We start from the raw sequence: 13,815 nt of genomic DNA, 5'->3' as shown, positions 1-13,815 counted from the left end.
GATCTCAGCCCTGCCGCTCCAGTTTCGCCAGCAGCGCCGCCGCCGCGGCATGGTCGGCGAACGAGGCCTTCGGCGTGACGATCGGCTTGAGGATCGCGATCGCCTTGCCCCGCTCGCCGGTGCGGGCCAGCGCGGCGGCATCGTGATAGGCGATCGACGGGTCGGCGGGGTCTTCCCGGTGCGCCGCATCGAGCAGCGCCGCCGCCCGCGCGCGCCGCGCCTTGCCGGGCGTGCCGTGGAGAAGGATCCAGCCGAGTGTGTCGGCGGTTTGCGGCGTCGGCGCCCCGACATAGGCGCGCTCGGCCAAGGCCTCGGCGTCCGGCTTGCCGGATTTCGCCTCGATCCAGGCGAGATTGTTGAGCGCCACCGCGTCCTGCGGCGCCAGGCGCAGGGAGTGTGCGTACTCCGCCGCGGCCGCCTTCAGGTCGCCCCGGGACAGCGCGACCGATCCCCGCATGTCGCTCAGCGCCACGCTGTCGGGGAACCGGGCGCTCGCCGCCTTGAGCAGGGCCAGCGCCGCGTCGCGATGGCCGCCCTGGATGTCGGCGCGGATCGCGCCCGCCGCCAGCGCCGACGACGGATTGGCGTCATAGGCGGCCTTGAACGCGGCCGCCGCCTTCGCCCAATGATGCAGCGACAGGGCGAGATCGCCTTCCAGCGCGCCGGCCTCGGGCATGTGGTCGGGCGCGGCGGCGAGTCGCTTCGCCTCCTGCTCGGCCGCGCCGGCGCCGTGCCGCGCCAGGGCGAGGCCGACCCGGGCCTGCATGAGGGCGAGCTGGCGCGGATCACGCGCGAGCCCGGCCTCGATCACCGCTTCGGCCGCCTGCGGCTGCTTGCGCGCCATGTCGATATGCGCGAGCGCCAGCCGCGACGTCACGTCGTCCGGCGTCGCGGCCAGCAGGGATTGCAGGTTCAGGGCGGCCTGATCGAGGCGCCCCTGCGCGGCATCGAGCTTCGCGCGCAGGAGCAGGATCTGCGGCTGGCGCTGCATCGCGGCCGGAAGGGTCGAGACCAGGTTGCCGGCCTCGGTGAACTGCTTCGCCGCGAGCCGCTGCTGCAGGATCGCCGCCACGAACGCGACATTGTCGGGGGCACGGTCATGCGCGCGATCGAGCGTGGCCAGCGCGGCGTCGGGCTGGTTCATCGTCCGTTGCAGGGCGGCCAGCGCGAGCACGGGGCGCGGATCCGCGGGATGCGCCTTCACCACGGCGGTCAGGCGTTTCAGCGCCGCATCCGGCCGCTGCGTCAGCAGGTCGACCCGCGCGAGGCCGAGCTGCGCCGTCACCGAGCCGGGGCGGGCGGCGAGCAGCCGGGTCAGGTCGGCCCGCGCCGCGTCGAGATCGCCGCGGCGGAAGTCCAGTTTCGCCTGCAGCTGCGCGGCGGCGGGTGTGGCGCCCTGCTTGTCCAGCGCGGCGACCATCTGCGTTACCGTCGGGGCGTCGTTCGCCAGCAGCGCGGCCGATCCCAGCCGGATCTCGACCGAGGTGAGCACGGCGCTCGCCGATGCGGGAACCCCGGCGAGCACCGCGCGGTATCGCTGCTCGGCCGCCTTGAAGTCGCCGCGCTGCTGGGCGAGCTCGGCCAGATTGATCCCCGCCGCGAGATCCTTCGGATCCGCCTTGAGGGCCTGAAGCGCGTCCTGTTCGGCCTGATTCCACTTGTGGTCGTGGATCTCGATCGCCGTGCGCAGGTCGAGGGCCTGGGCATCCAGCTTCCCGGCCGCCGCCAGCTTGTCGAGGCTGCGGCTGGCGACGCCGTAATGACCGCTCCGCACCGCCAGCGTGGCCACCAGCAGCTGCGCGGCGCTGTCACCGGGCTGCTGCGCCGCGAACTTCTGGGCCGCGGTCAGCGCGGCGGCCGGCTGGCCGAGCGCCGCATCCGTCCTCGCGCGAAGATACAGGATGCCGGGCAGCTGCGTGGCGATGCCGCCGAGATGATCGAGCAGCGCGCTGGCGCGATGCCAGTGATGTTCGTCGACGTCGATCGTCGCCTGGAAATACGCGAGCCCGGCCGAATGGGGCAGCAGGGAAGCCGCGCGCTTGAGCTCGGCCTGCGCCGCGGGCAGCGCGCCGGCGGCCAGGTGAGCCTGGATGAGCAGCAGTTTGCCGCGGGTGTTGAGCGGGTCCGCGGCATTGGCGCGCTGCAGGATGGTTGCGGCGCGCGCCGGCTGGCCCTCCCCGATGTCCAGTTGCGCCTCGCGGCGCAGCAGGGCCGGCGCGGCCGGCGTCACCTTGAGCCGCGCGGCGATCATGCGCCGCGCCGCGGCGAGGTCGTGCCGGGCGATGGCGAGGTCGATCCGGGTCTCGTACAGGCCCGGCGCATCGGGCGCGAAACCGGCGGCGCGCGCGAGGTCGGCCTCGGCGCGGTCGAAGCGGGCGAGGACCAGGTTGGCGCGCGCCCGCCCCACGGCGATGACGGCGGCGTGGACCCCGGTGGCCGAGCCGATCGGGAAATCGTGCAGCAGGGCGATCGACCTGCCCTGGGCCACGTAGCTGCGCAGCAGCAGGGCCAGGCTGCGGTTCGGCTGGTAGCCGGCGGCGATGGCCTTGCGCGCCTCGCGCTCGGCCGAGACGGCATCGCCGAGCTGGAGCGAGACCTCGCCCAGCAGGGCGTGCGCGGCGCCGTCATGCGGATGCCGGCGGACGGCGTTCAGCAGGTCGAGCCGCGCATCGAGCAGCTTGCCGTGCGCCACGGCCGCCTGCGCCCGCTGGTAGGAGCGCGGTTGCCCGGCATGGGCGGCGGGGGCGAAGCCCGCCATCCCCGCCACGGCCAGTGACAGTGTCACCGACCGGACGGATCGCATGATCGACGCTGGTTTCATCATCGCGCGCCCCTTCTCGCGTTCATGTGCGGCATTGCGTTCAGGCCTGACCGTCGATGGCGCGGTCATGGCTCGTCGGGTCCGGACGGGTCGGCGGCGTCGGCGGCGCGGTCCGCCCTGACGTCATCGCTCAGGCCCAGGCTGTCGATCAGCGCGTACAGGGTGGGACGGCTGATGCCGAGCAGCTTCGCCGCGGCGACCATCGAGCCGTCGGCCCGGGCCAGCGCGAGCTGGACGGCTTCACGCTCCGCCTCGCGGCGCGCCGAGCGCAGGTCCGGCAGCGGCGCGAGCGCGCCGTCCGCCAGGTCGAGGTCGGCCGCCTCGATCTGCTGGCCTTCGGCCATGATGACGGCGCGGCGCACCCGGTTTTCCAGCTCGCGCACGTTGCCCGGCCAGCCATGCCGCATCAGCGCGGCGATCGCCGCTTCGGAGAAGGCGAGTCCCTGACGGTTCTGGTCCTGGGCGAAGCGCCGGAGAAAGAAGCGCGCCAGCAGGACCGCGTCGCCGCCGCGCTCGCGCAGCGGCGGGATCCTGACGCTGACGATATTCAGGCGGAACAGCAGATCGAGCCGGAACCGGCCGGCGGCGACCAGCCCGTCGAGATCCTGATGGGTCGCGGACACGATCCGCGCGTCGATCGGGATCGGGCGCCGCCCGCCCACCCGCTCGATCACGCCCTCCTGCAGGAAGCGCAGCAGCTTGACCTGCAGGGCGAGCGGCAGGTCGCCGATTTCATCGAGGAAGAGCGTGCCGCCCTGGGCCAGTTCGATCCGGCCCGGCGTCTGCTTGATGGCGCCGGTGAAGGCGCCCTTCTCGTGCCCGAACAGCTCGGACTCCAGCAGGGGCTCGGGGATCGCGCCGCAATTGATCGCGATGAAGGGGCCGTCCGCGCGGGGGCCGAGATCGTGCAGCGCCCGGGCGAGGATCTCCTTGCCGGTGCCGCTTTCGCCCAGCAGCAGGACCGGCGCGGTCGCCGGCGCGAGCTTCTCGATCGTCCGGCAGGTCTTGAGCATGGTCTCGGAGCCGGCGATGACGCGCGGCAGCGGGCTCGGCCCCACCATGTTGCTGAGGCGGCGGTTCTCCCGCTCCAGCGCGGCCAGCCGGAAGGCGCGGTCGACGATGATCCGCAGGATCTCGATATCGACCGGCTTTTCGAAGAAGTCGTGGGCGCCGCGCCCGATCGCCAGCAGCGCGTTCTCGCGGCGGCCGTTGCCGGTCGCCACGATCACCTTGATCGCCGGAAGCTCGCGGAACAGCGCATCGAGAATGGCCAGCCCCTCGCTGATGCCGTCGGGGTCGGGCGGCAGTCCGAGATCGATGATGGCCACCTCGGGCCGCGCCCGGCGCGCCTGGTCGATGGCCTGGTCGCGGTCGCCCGCGACGAGGACGGTGCGGCCGGGGAACGCCCAGCGATATTGCCGGCGCAGGCCCGGATCGTCCTCGACGATCAGCAGGCTCGGCTCGGGGACGGTGGGCTCACTCATGATCGATGCCGGCCGTTTCGAGGCGTTCCGCCGCCGGTTCGTGGACCGTCGGCAGGCGGATCGTCATGGTGGTGCCGGCCGCTTCCTCGCTCTCCACGTCGAGCGATCCGCCGGCCTGCAGGATCAGTTCGCGCGTCTGGAAGGCGCCGATCCCGAAGCCGGCGGCCTTGGTCGAGGCGAAGGGCCTGAACAGGCGCTCGCGCACGAAATGCGCGCTCATCCCGCGGCCCTGGTCGATGACCCGGATCGTCACCCGGCCGGGCTCGTGCGACAGGGCGACGATGACGGTCTGCGCCGCCGTGCCGGCCTCCAGGGCATTGTCCAGCAAATGGTTGACGATCATGTCGAACGTGATCGGGTCGATGGCGACGATCGAGTGACCGTCTCCCTCGTCGAGCACCACCCTGCCGCGATGGGCGAGCAGATGCCGCAGGCGGGCGCCGACGTCGAGCCGGCCGGCCCGGTCGGCGGCCGACGGATCGAGGCGGCGGATCATCGCGCGGATCTTGTCGACCGAATCGCGGACCGTGCCGATCAGGTCGGCCTGGAATTCCGGGTCGGCCATGTGGCGCTGGGAGTTGTCGAGCAGCAGCCCGAGCTGGTTGGCGATGTTCTTGATGTCGTGCGCGACGAAGGCGAAGCGCTTGCCGGCTTCCTCGAAGCGGCGGGCGACGGCCAGGGCTTCCGCGGCCTGCCGCTCCGCCATCACCAGCGAGATCTCGCCGGCGACCACGGTGAGCAGCGCCGCCATCTCGCGGTGCAACGGCTGCGCGACGCGCGGCCGGCCGAGCAGCACCACGCCGAGCGGGCCGCTCGCGCGCGGATCGGGCAGGGCGACGGCGAGCCAGAACGGCGCGGTCACGCCCTCGGGGTCGAGTTCGACGACCGTGCGTTCGCAGCATCGGCGGAACAGGTCGGTCCCCGCCGGAATGGCCGGGATTTCGAGCGCGGTGTTCCACCCCTCGCTGTAGCGGAGCCTGGCGGCCTGCCGGTCGTGCGTGAGCAGGATGCCGCTGGGGGAATCCGCCGTGTCGGCCAGCGCCTTGATCGCCCGCTGGGCGACGCTGACCCCGCCATCGGCGGACAGCGTCGCGATGCTGCGCAGCCATTCCTGGCGGTAGTCGTACGGCGCCGCCGCGAAATGGCGGCTGAGCGCGACCATGAGGCGGGAGCGCGCCGAGCCGGAACTCGCCACGATCGCGAGCACCAGCAGGCCGGCGAACATGATGGCCCATTCGATGACCCCGGCGAGGCCGGTGCCGTAATCGCGCACGAGTTCGGCGACGATGCCGAGCACGATCATGAACGAGCCGCCGAGGATCAGGCTGGCGGAGTAGAACGCCGCCTCCCGCGAGAGGTGCAGCCGGCGCGGCCGCCAGCGGATCGCGCGCATCGCGCCGGCGGCGAAGAGCGGCAGGACCATGACCAGCAGGGCGAGCCTCGCGCCGATCAGCGGCGGGCTGAAGCGGTGCTGCAGGATCACCGCCGCGTAGAGAAGCAGGCTGACCAGCGCGAGGCCGCCGGTGGCGACGCCGGGCAGGCTGACATGCCAGAGGATCTCGCGCTCGGCGTTGCGCATGACGTTTTCCAGCAGCACCAGCATGGCGATGGCGAAGACGACCTGGGCCTCGATGGCGATGGCCGCGCCCAGCGCCGGTGCGAGCGCCCGCGTCAGCGTCACCGCGGCGAAGACGACGACGAGCGCGGTCAGCAGGCCGCGCTGGAGGGCCGGCAGCTCGCGCAGCCTCTTGCCGCGGGAGACCGCATCGAGGATGACGACCGCGCCGGTCCAGCCGAGCAGCGCCGCCATCCAGGTGCCGGAGGCCACGGCCGAGCCGGGCGGAAGCAGGCTCGAGGCGACGGCGAAGGCGCCGGTCGCCACGGCGGCGAGCGTCATCGGCAGGCGGGTGCGGCGCCAGAGCGGCCAGGCGACCGGCGGCAGGTTCAGCCGGTCCTGCCGCGGCAGCCGGGCGAGAATCACGAAGACCGAGAGAGCGAGATAGGCCAGGCCGACGGCGATGCCGGCGGCGCCGAGTCCGGATTCGTTCACATGCCCACGCAGGCCGTCACCGTGCGCCCTTGCCAAACAATACGACCGAAACGGTTTCGATCAGAATTTTTCCATCGAGCAGGAACGACCTCTTCCTGAGGTACTCGGTGTCATAGATGTGCTTGATCCGCGCATCCTCGACCGAGGCGCCGTAAGCATAGCGCACTTGAGCGAGACCGGTAATGCCCGGTTTCACCGCGTGGCGCAAATCGTAGTCCGGGATCGACTCGCGCAGGATCGCGACGAACTCGGGGCGCTCGGGGCGCGGGCCGATGATGCTCATGTCGCCGCGCAGGACGTCGAAGAACTGGGGCAGCTCGTCGATCCGGTATTTGCGCAGGATGCGGCCGACCGCGGTGATGCGCGGATCCTCGGTCGCGGCCCAGACGGCGACGCCCGCTCCCTCGGCGTCGCGGCGCATGCTGCGGAACTTGGTGATGCGGAACGGCCGGCCGTTCAGGCCGACGCGGGTCTGGCGGTAGAAGACCGGGCCGGGACTGTCGATGGCGATGGCGAGGGCGGCGAGAAGCATGACGGGGGCGAGAAAGACCGCCATGACGAGGCTCATCGTGACGTCGAAGACCCGGCGGGAGGCGCGGGCCAGGCGCCCCTCCCGCCGGATCTGCAGGTCGGGCGCGGCAGGGGCGCGGGTGACCGGCGAGGCGAAATGCGGCAGTTCTGCAAGCTGATCGCCATAAGGCATGAAGCGGACCAGCGGAAACCGATGCTTCGGATCGACGATCATCATGCAACCTCTCAAATATGCGATAAATCTAAAAGGCGGATCGAAACGCCTAATGTGAAGCAATGTTATCCAGTGGCGCTTTATTAACTCAATTTTATCTAATAGGCAAACGAAGTTCTCAAAACGGAGATATCGACCGCGCTTGACATTATGCCACAAAAACAGTTTGTTATGTCGATTCGCATGCAAAATGTCTACAAAATATGATGGAATCCAATTAATAATTTTTCATGATTTGCATCAATTTACGCAAATAATCTTAAATTTATCTTGTTGTATCTTTTAGTTCAACGATTCGCATTTTTTAGATGACGTAAACGTAAGGCTGCCCGAATCGCGGCAGAATAGCCTCTCCCAACCCGTTTCCGGATCATCCGCCGGTCGCGACGCGGCGTGCCGCCGCGCCGGATCAGCCGGTGTCGAGGCGGAGGTCCGGGTGGAGCGGACAGGCGCGGTTGCCGGGCGGCCGCGCGAGGCGGCGGCGCGGGAGGAGCGGCGAAGGCGCGGGCGGCGGCGCGGGCCGGGCGCGGGGCCGGGGCGACAACGGGGCGCGGAGCGCAACCTTGCGGCGCAGGGCGGGTGGCGGGCGGATGCCGAGCAGATGGCAGAGCGGGCGCAGGGCGCGGCCGGTGGCCGGGCGCGATTCGATCAAGGCGGTCATGTCCGGATCGTCGAGCAGGTGGCGCAGCTGCGAGGCGGCGGCGCCGGTGCCGGGCAGGACGCGCAGCAGCCAGGCGAAGCGGCGGGGCAGTGGCGAGGGGACATGCGCGCGCGCCGGGCGCGGTTTCGCGCCGCGGCGCGGCTTTACCGCCGCCTGCGCGGACGCGGCGAAGCGGGCGACGAGGCGGTTGAGGCGGGTCGCGATCAGGATGATGAACGGGCCGCCGAGGCCGCGCGCGAGGCCCTTCGCGGCGACGAGGTCGACGAGCCCGGCGACGATGCGGGCGAGGCGCGCGGCGATGTCGTCAGTTGTGCTCATCACCCCGTTTGAAACACGAACGGGCGGGGGTGGGCAAGGCGCCTCGCGCCGGGGCGGGATAGGGCGCGGTGGGACGGGGGCGCGGCCGGGCACCCTCACGCGCCGGGCAGCACGGCGCGGGGCCTTTCGCGGAAGCGGCCGGCGGTGGCGAAGGCGAGCAGCGCCGCGGCGAGGGCGGGGATGGCGATGGCCCGGGACAGGGATTCGGCGAGGAAGCCGGACAGGGCGGCGCCGGCGAGGTAGACGCCCAGCATGCCGGACTGGCGGAGGGTGATGGGCGTGAAGGGCGAGAGGTCCGGCCGGCGGTGGCGGAGGCTGCGGCGCAGGGCGGCGCCGACGGCGCTCATCACCAGGGTCAGGGTGTTGGTGACGACGACGGTGTTGATGCCGGGGAGGTTGATTTCCTTGGCGGCGATGCTCTGCATGCCCATGGCGAAGGCGCCGGCGACGATGAGGACATAGAGGTGCGGGCCGAAGACGGGATGCCGCGCCACCGCCCAGAGGACGAGGACCGCGGCGAGGAAGGCGGCTTCGGCGCCGATGAGCAGGCGCAGCCGGAGGGCGCGGCGGAACCGGGCGGCGGCATCGTTCAGGATGGTGCCGGCGACGCTGCCGGAGCAGTAGCCGAGCAGCGCGGCGAGCGAGCGCTGGGCGGCGAGGACGTGCCCCTGCCCCAGCGCGAGGCCGAGCAGCGCGGTGTTGCCGGTCATCGCCGAGGTGAAGACGTCGTGGAATTTCAGGAAGGCGAAGATGTCCGCGCTGCCCGAGGCGAAGGCGAGGGCGGCGAGGGTGAGATCGGCCGCGGTGAGGAAGGTGGCGTTGGCGTGGTCCATGACGGGATTATCCTGGGGAGGACCCGTCATGGACCATTGCCGCGAGGGACGCGACGCTATTCCGCCGGCGCCGTCGCGGCGCTGCGGGTGACCGCGCTGACGGCGAAGAGGACGACGATGTTGGCGATCAGCGCGATGATGCCGACATTGAAGTCCTTCAGCGGGCCGGGCAGGAAGGGCAGCAGCTTGCCGACCGAGGCGTGGCTGAAGGTCAGCCAGGCGGCGACCGCCACACCGACGACGATGCCGGCCATCGCCCCCTGCCGGGTGACGCCGGAGCGGGGGAAGAGGCTCGCGATCAGGGCGGGGAACATCTGGGTGACGAAGCTGTAGCCGACCAGCAGCAGGGTCACGATGGTGGAGTTGCCGGTCAGGGTGAAATAGACCGCCACCGCCATCACCACCGGGACCAGGCATTTGGCGAGGAAGACGACCTGGTCGTCCGAGGCGTCGCGGTTGAAGGCGCCGTAGATGTTGCGCGAGAGCAGGGTGGCGGCCGTCATCGTGATCATCGAGCCGGGGACGAGGGCGGTGAGGACGCCGGCGGCGCCGACCACGCCGACCACCCAGGGCGGCAGCGTCGCGGTGACGATCTTGAAGAGGGCGAGGTTGGTCGCCGCGCCCTTGAGGCCGGGAACCTTCAGCACCGCCGCGAAGCCGACGAAATACACGAAGAGCAGGATCAGCTGGTAGAGCGGCAGCACCATCGCGTTCTTGCGGAACACCTTCTCCTCGCGCGCGGTGTAGCAGCTGGCGAAGGAATGCGGCCACATGAAGAAGCCGAGCGCGGTCAGCAGCACGGTGGAGACGAACCACCAGACCGAGGTGCCGTGCGCGGCGAAGACGAGGAAGCCGGGCTTGGCCTTGGCGATTTGCGTGAACATCGGGCCGATGCCGCCATAGAGATGCGCCGGCAGCCAGAGGCCGAGGAAGAGGACGACGGCGAGGATCATCAGGTCCTTGGCGACGGCTGTCCAGGCGGAGCCGCGCACGCCGGAGATGATGACATAGACGGTGACGACGACGGCGCCGATGAGGACCGAGATCCAGTCCGGGATCGCGCCGTAGCTGGCGGCGGTGACGATGATGCCGAGGCCGGTGAGCTGGAGGACGAGATAGGGGATCAGCGCGACGATATCGACCAGGGAGACGACGACGCCGAGCGAGGGGCTGTCGTATTTGTGGGCGAAGAAGTCGGGCTGGGAGACGAGGTGGTGCTGCTTCGCGTAGCGCCAGACCGGCGGGAGCATGAAATAGCCAATCACGTAGGCGATGGTGCCGTAGGCGAGGATGTAATAGGCCGGCGCGCCCTGGCCGTAGGCGAAGCCGGAGGCGCCGAGGAAGGTGAAGGTGGTGTAGATTTCGCCGGCGAGCAGCAGGAAGACGAGGATGGCGCCGAAGCCGCGGTTGCCGACCGTCCATTGCTCGAGGCCCATCTCGTGGCCGGTGCGGGCGACGACGCCGAGCACGAGGGCGAAGACGGCGGACAGGGCGAGAAGAACGAGGGCGATGCTCATCGGCCGGCCCCCGCGCCGTCGCGGTTGGCGGGATCGAGCGCGTAGACGAGGGCCATGACCACCGCGGTGATCAGGATCCAGACGGTGATCCAGCCGAGGGGAAAGGGCATGCCGAGGATGAGGGGATCGACCTCGTTGTGCAGCACGGGGCCGAGCAGCATCACGATGCACGGCAATGCCGCGATCCAGTGGATGGGTTTCATGGTTGCTCCCTTGTTTATTGTGCGACGGCGTCTCCGCGCGCAGTCTGGCGCAGGCGGAGGGCGCGCCGCAAGCTTTTTATCGCGAAGGCGCAGGGAGCGGCGGCGCGGGCGCGCGGGGCGCCGCGGCGGTCAGGCCTCGACGGCGTCGAGGTCGAGCGCGTAGCCGGCGGCGCGGACGGTGCGGACGAGATCGATGTCGGTCTCGGCGTTGATGGACTTGCGCAGGCGGCGGATGTGGACGTCCACCGTGCGGGGCTCGACATGGATGTCCCGCCCCCAGACGGCGTTCAGCACGTCCTCGCGCGAGAAGACGCGGCGGGGGTGGCGCATGAAGAATTCGAGCAGGCGGAATTCGGTGGGGCCGAGATGCAGGACGCGGCCGCCGCGGGTGACGCGGTGGGTGGTGGGGTCGAGCTCGAGATCGTGGAAGACCAGCGGCGCCCTGGCCGGGGCGGTGCCGCTGCGGCGCAGCAGGGCGCGGATGCGGGCGATCAGCGCCTCGGGCGAGAAGGGCTTGGTGATGTAGTCGTCGGCCCCGGTTTCGAGGCCGCGGACGGTGTCCTGGTCCTCGGCGCGGGCGGTGAGCATGATCACCGGCAGATGGCGGGTGGAGGGCTTGCGGCGGAGCTGGCGGCAGACCTCGATGCCGGACATGGTGGGCAGCATCCAGTCCAGCAGGACGAGATCGGGCATCGCCTCGTTGATGCGGCCGAGCGCCTCGCCGCCATCGCCGGCCTCGTCGACGCGGAAGCCGGACTTCTCGAGATTGTAGCGCAGCAGGGTGACCAGCGGGGCCTCGTCCTCGACCACCAGCACAAACGGCTTCGCCGCCTCGTTCATCGCGTTGTCTCTCCTCAGGAAGCGGCGCCCGCCCCGGGGCTGGCCGAAAGGTCGCCCTTGGGCCGCGCATCGGGCAGGGTCTGGCCGGTGGCGGCGTAGTAGGTCAGCTCGGCGATGTTGGTCGCGTGGTCGCCGATGCGCTCGAGATTCTTGGCGATGAAGAGAAGATGCGTGCAGGCGGTGATGTTGCGCGGATCTTCCATCATGTAGGTGATCAGCTCGCGGAAGATCGTGGTGTAGAGATCGTCGATCATCTGGTCGGCGCGCCAGACCGAGATCGCCTTCACCGGATCGGCCTCGCCGATCGCGTCGATCGTGGATTTGAGGCTTTCCTGCACGAGGCGGGCCATCTGCGAGAGGCTGGCGAGCGGCCAGGTGGAGCCGGCCTGGTTGAGCACCAGGGTGCGCTTGGCGACGTTCGCCGCATAGTCGCCGATGCGCTCGATGTCGGTGGTGACCTTCAGCGCGGCGACGACCTGGCGGAGATCGTCGGCGACGGGCTGGCGCAGGGCGAGGACGCGGACGGCGAACTGCTCGATCGCGCGTTCGTCGGCATCGACCTTCGCGTCCATCTCGACGACGCGGGCGGCGATCGCGCTGTCATGGGTGAGAAGGGCGGTGACGGCATCGGCGAGCTCGGTCTCGACCAGGCCGCCCATCGCCGCGATCATGTCGCGCAGGCGGGCGAGATCGGCCTCGAAACTGCTCAGGATGTGCTTGCTGTCTTCGGGCATGGCCGTGCTCCTCAGCCGAACCGGCCGGTGATGTATTCCTGGGTGCGCCGCTCGCGCGGGGCGGTGAACATCTGCGTCGCGTCGGAGACCTCGATGAGCTCGCCGAGATAGAAGAAGGCGACGCGGTCGGCGCAGCGGCCGGCCTGCTGCATGTTGTGGGTGACGATGACGATGGTGAAGTCGCGCTTCAGCTCGTCGATCAGCTCCTCGATGCGCAGCGTCGAGATCGGGTCGAGGGCGGAGGTCGGCTCGTCGAGCAGGAGGACCTGCGGGCTGACCGCGATGCTGCGGGCGATGCACAGGCGCTGCTGCTGGCCGCCGGAGAGCGCGTTGGCCGAGGCGTGCAGCTTGTCCTTCACCTCGTTCCACAGCGCCGCCTTGTGCAGGGCGGATTCCACCCGCTCGTCCATCGCGCTGCGCGAGAGGCGCTCGTGCAGGCGGACGCCGAAGGCGATGTTCTCGTAGATCGATTTCGGGAAGGGCGTGGGTTTCTGGAACACCATGCCGACGCGGCGGCGCAGGCGGTTGATGTCGGTCCTCGGGTCGAGGATGTTCTCGCCGTCGAGGATCACCTCGCCCTCGGCGCGCTGGCCGGGATAGAGGTCGTACATCCGGTTGAGCACGCGCAGCAGGGTGGACTTGCCGCAGCCGGAGGGGCCGATCATCGCCGTGGTCTGGCGGTCGGGGAAGTCGATCGAGACCGATTTCAGGGCCTGGGTCGCGCCGTAATAGAAGTCGAGATTGCGGATCGAGACGCGGGGTTCCATCGCCGGCTCCACGACTTCGGACTTCATGCGGGCAGCTGCGTCGGGCATCACCAAATGACCTGTTCCTCAAAACGCCGCCCGCGGCCCTTGCGGACCGCGGGACGCGCCGGCGGCATCGCCGGATGGCAGTAGCGGACTATCATGCAACCATTGTGACAGTCTCATGAAGCTTTCATGACAGCGGCCGCGGCTCAGCTCGCCGAGGGGAGCTTCGGCTGCTTCACCATCCGCAGATAGGGCTTGAGCGTGCGGAAACCCTCGGGGAAGCGCTGCTTCGCCTCCTCGTCGGAGAGCGAGGGGACGATGATCACGTCCTTGCCGTCGGTCCAGTTGACCGGGGTGGCGACCTTGTAGCCGTCGGTCAGCTGGAGGGCGTCGATCACGCGGAGGATTTCCGCGAAGTTGCGGCCCGTCGCCGGCGGGTAGGTCATGATCAGGCGGATCTTCTTCTGCGGGTCGATGATGAAGACCGAGCGGACCGTCACCGTCGGGTCGGCCGCGGGGTGGATCATGTCGTAGAGGGTGGAGACCTTGCGGTCATGATCGGCGATGACCGGGAAATTGAGCGTCTGGCCCTGGGTTTCCTCGATGTCGGCGGCCCAGCCCTTGTGGTTCTCGCCAGTGTCGACCGAGAGGCCGACGGGCTTGACGTTGCGCTTCTTCCACTCCGGCATCAGGCGCGCGGCCTCGGCCAGCTCGGTGGTGCAGACCGGGGTGAAATCCTTCGGGTGGCTGAACAGGATGCCCCAGGACGAGCCGAGATACTCGTGGAACTTCAGGCGCCCCTCGGAGCTGTCCTGTTCGAAATCCGGCGCGATCTGGCCGAGTTGAAGAGCCATGCT

At 69.9% G+C, this 13,815-nt stretch carries 12 protein-coding genes; all 12 read right to left on the bottom strand.

From position 1 onward, the window contains the following. Window positions 1-4: 4 nt before the first annotated feature. The 12 genes from ACRY_RS17310 to ACRY_RS17255 all read right to left on the bottom strand — a co-directional run bounded on the left by ACRY_RS17310 (window position 5) and on the right by ACRY_RS17255 (window position 13,812). Window positions 5-2,785 carry a tetratricopeptide repeat protein gene (locus ACRY_RS17310; protein ID WP_231295304.1) on the bottom strand — a complete coding sequence of 927 codons (2,781 nt, stop codon included), beginning with the start codon at window positions 2,783-2,785 and terminating at the stop codon, window positions 5-7. A gap of 101 nt (window positions 2,786-2,886) precedes the next feature. Beyond that, entirely contained in the window at window positions 2,887-4,305 is a 1,419-nt protein-coding gene (gene prsR, locus ACRY_RS17305) for a PEP-CTERM-box response regulator transcription factor (RefSeq protein WP_007423615.1), read from the bottom strand. Further along, window positions 4,298-6,355: an XrtA/PEP-CTERM system histidine kinase PrsK gene (gene prsK / locus ACRY_RS17300; RefSeq protein ID WP_043509261.1), complete on the bottom strand. Its 2,058-nt coding sequence runs from the start codon at window positions 6,353-6,355 to the stop codon at window positions 4,298-4,300. Before prsK ends, prsR begins: the two co-directional genes overlap by 8 nt. 16 nt (window positions 6,356-6,371) lie before the next feature. Then, window positions 6,372-7,103 carry a sugar transferase gene (locus ACRY_RS17295; protein ID WP_035185091.1) on the bottom strand — a complete coding sequence of 244 codons (732 nt, stop codon included), beginning with the start codon at window positions 7,101-7,103 and terminating at the stop codon, window positions 6,372-6,374. A gap of 406 nt (window positions 7,104-7,509) precedes the next feature. Then, window positions 7,510-8,079 carry a hypothetical protein gene (locus tag ACRY_RS17290; RefSeq protein ID WP_012040435.1) on the bottom strand — a complete coding sequence of 190 codons (570 nt, stop codon included), beginning with the start codon at window positions 8,077-8,079 and terminating at the stop codon, window positions 7,510-7,512. A 95-nt stretch (window positions 8,080-8,174) separates the two neighbouring features. Continuing rightward, a complete protein-coding gene (locus ACRY_RS17285) occupies window positions 8,175-8,912 on the bottom strand; it encodes a YoaK family protein (RefSeq protein ID WP_012040434.1) in 738 nt (245 codons plus the stop codon). A 56-nt stretch (window positions 8,913-8,968) separates the two neighbouring features. Further along, entirely contained in the window at window positions 8,969-10,429 is a 1,461-nt protein-coding gene (locus ACRY_RS17280; protein ID WP_007424679.1) for a sodium:solute symporter family protein, read from the bottom strand. Continuing rightward, window positions 10,426-10,632 carry a DUF3311 domain-containing protein gene (locus ACRY_RS17275; protein ID WP_007424678.1) on the bottom strand — a complete coding sequence of 69 codons (207 nt, stop codon included), beginning with the start codon at window positions 10,630-10,632 and terminating at the stop codon, window positions 10,426-10,428. Before ACRY_RS17275 ends, ACRY_RS17280 begins: the two co-directional genes overlap by 4 nt. 129 nt (window positions 10,633-10,761) lie before the next feature. Further along, complete coding sequence (gene phoB, locus ACRY_RS17270) at window positions 10,762-11,472, bottom strand: phosphate regulon transcriptional regulator PhoB (RefSeq protein WP_007424677.1); 711 nt, start codon at window positions 11,470-11,472, stop codon at window positions 10,762-10,764. 14 nt (window positions 11,473-11,486) lie between these two features. Further along, complete coding sequence (gene phoU / locus ACRY_RS17265) at window positions 11,487-12,206, bottom strand: phosphate signaling complex protein PhoU (protein WP_007424676.1); 720 nt, start codon at window positions 12,204-12,206, stop codon at window positions 11,487-11,489. A gap of 11 nt (window positions 12,207-12,217) precedes the next feature. Further along, window positions 12,218-13,000 carry a phosphate ABC transporter ATP-binding protein PstB gene (gene pstB / locus ACRY_RS17260; RefSeq protein ID WP_035188080.1) on the bottom strand — a complete coding sequence of 261 codons (783 nt, stop codon included), beginning with the start codon at window positions 12,998-13,000 and terminating at the stop codon, window positions 12,218-12,220. A gap of 164 nt (window positions 13,001-13,164) precedes the next feature. Further along, on the bottom strand, window positions 13,165-13,812 hold the full coding sequence (locus tag ACRY_RS17255; protein ID WP_012040432.1) for a peroxiredoxin: 648 nt from the start codon (window positions 13,810-13,812) through the stop codon (window positions 13,165-13,167). Window positions 13,813-13,815 lie beyond the last annotated feature (3 nt).

It is taken from the genome of Acidiphilium cryptum JF-5 (genome assembly GCF_000016725.1).
Taxonomy (GTDB): domain Bacteria; phylum Pseudomonadota; class Alphaproteobacteria; order Acetobacterales; family Acetobacteraceae; genus Acidiphilium; species Acidiphilium multivorum.
Note: the sequence above shows the minus strand (reverse complement) of the source record. Positions and strands in the feature narration are given on the sequence as shown.

Bases quoted from the DNA above. Each gene is read 5' to 3' on its own strand.
- ACRY_RS17255 (WP_012040432.1), bottom strand. From the start codon at position 13,812: ATGGCTCTTCAACTCGGCCAGATCGCGCCGGATTTCGAACAGGACAGC.
- phoU (WP_007424676.1), bottom strand. From the start codon at position 12,206: ATGCCCGAAGACAGCAAGCACATCCTGAGCAGTTTCGAGGCCGATCTC.
- prsR (WP_007423615.1), bottom strand. From the start codon at position 4,305: ATGAGTGAGCCCACCGTCCCCGAGCCGAGCCTGCTGATCGTCGAGGAC.
- ACRY_RS17280 (WP_007424679.1), bottom strand. From the start codon at position 10,429: ATGAGCATCGCCCTCGTTCTTCTCGCCCTGTCCGCCGTCTTCGCCCTC.
- ACRY_RS17275 (WP_007424678.1), bottom strand. From the start codon at position 10,632: ATGAAACCCATCCACTGGATCGCGGCATTGCCGTGCATCGTGATGCTG.
- ACRY_RS17290 (WP_012040435.1), bottom strand. From the start codon at position 8,079: ATGAGCACAACTGACGACATCGCCGCGCGCCTCGCCCGCATCGTCGCC.
- ACRY_RS17295 (WP_035185091.1), bottom strand. From the start codon at position 7,103: ATGATGATCGTCGATCCGAAGCATCGGTTTCCGCTGGTCCGCTTCATG.
- pstB (WP_035188080.1), bottom strand. From the start codon at position 13,000: ATGAAGTCCGAAGTCGTGGAGCCGGCGATGGAACCCCGCGTCTCGATC.
- ACRY_RS17285 (WP_012040434.1), bottom strand. From the start codon at position 8,912: ATGGACCACGCCAACGCCACCTTCCTCACCGCGGCCGATCTCACCCTC.
- phoB (WP_007424677.1), bottom strand. From the start codon at position 11,472: ATGAACGAGGCGGCGAAGCCGTTTGTGCTGGTGGTCGAGGACGAGGCC.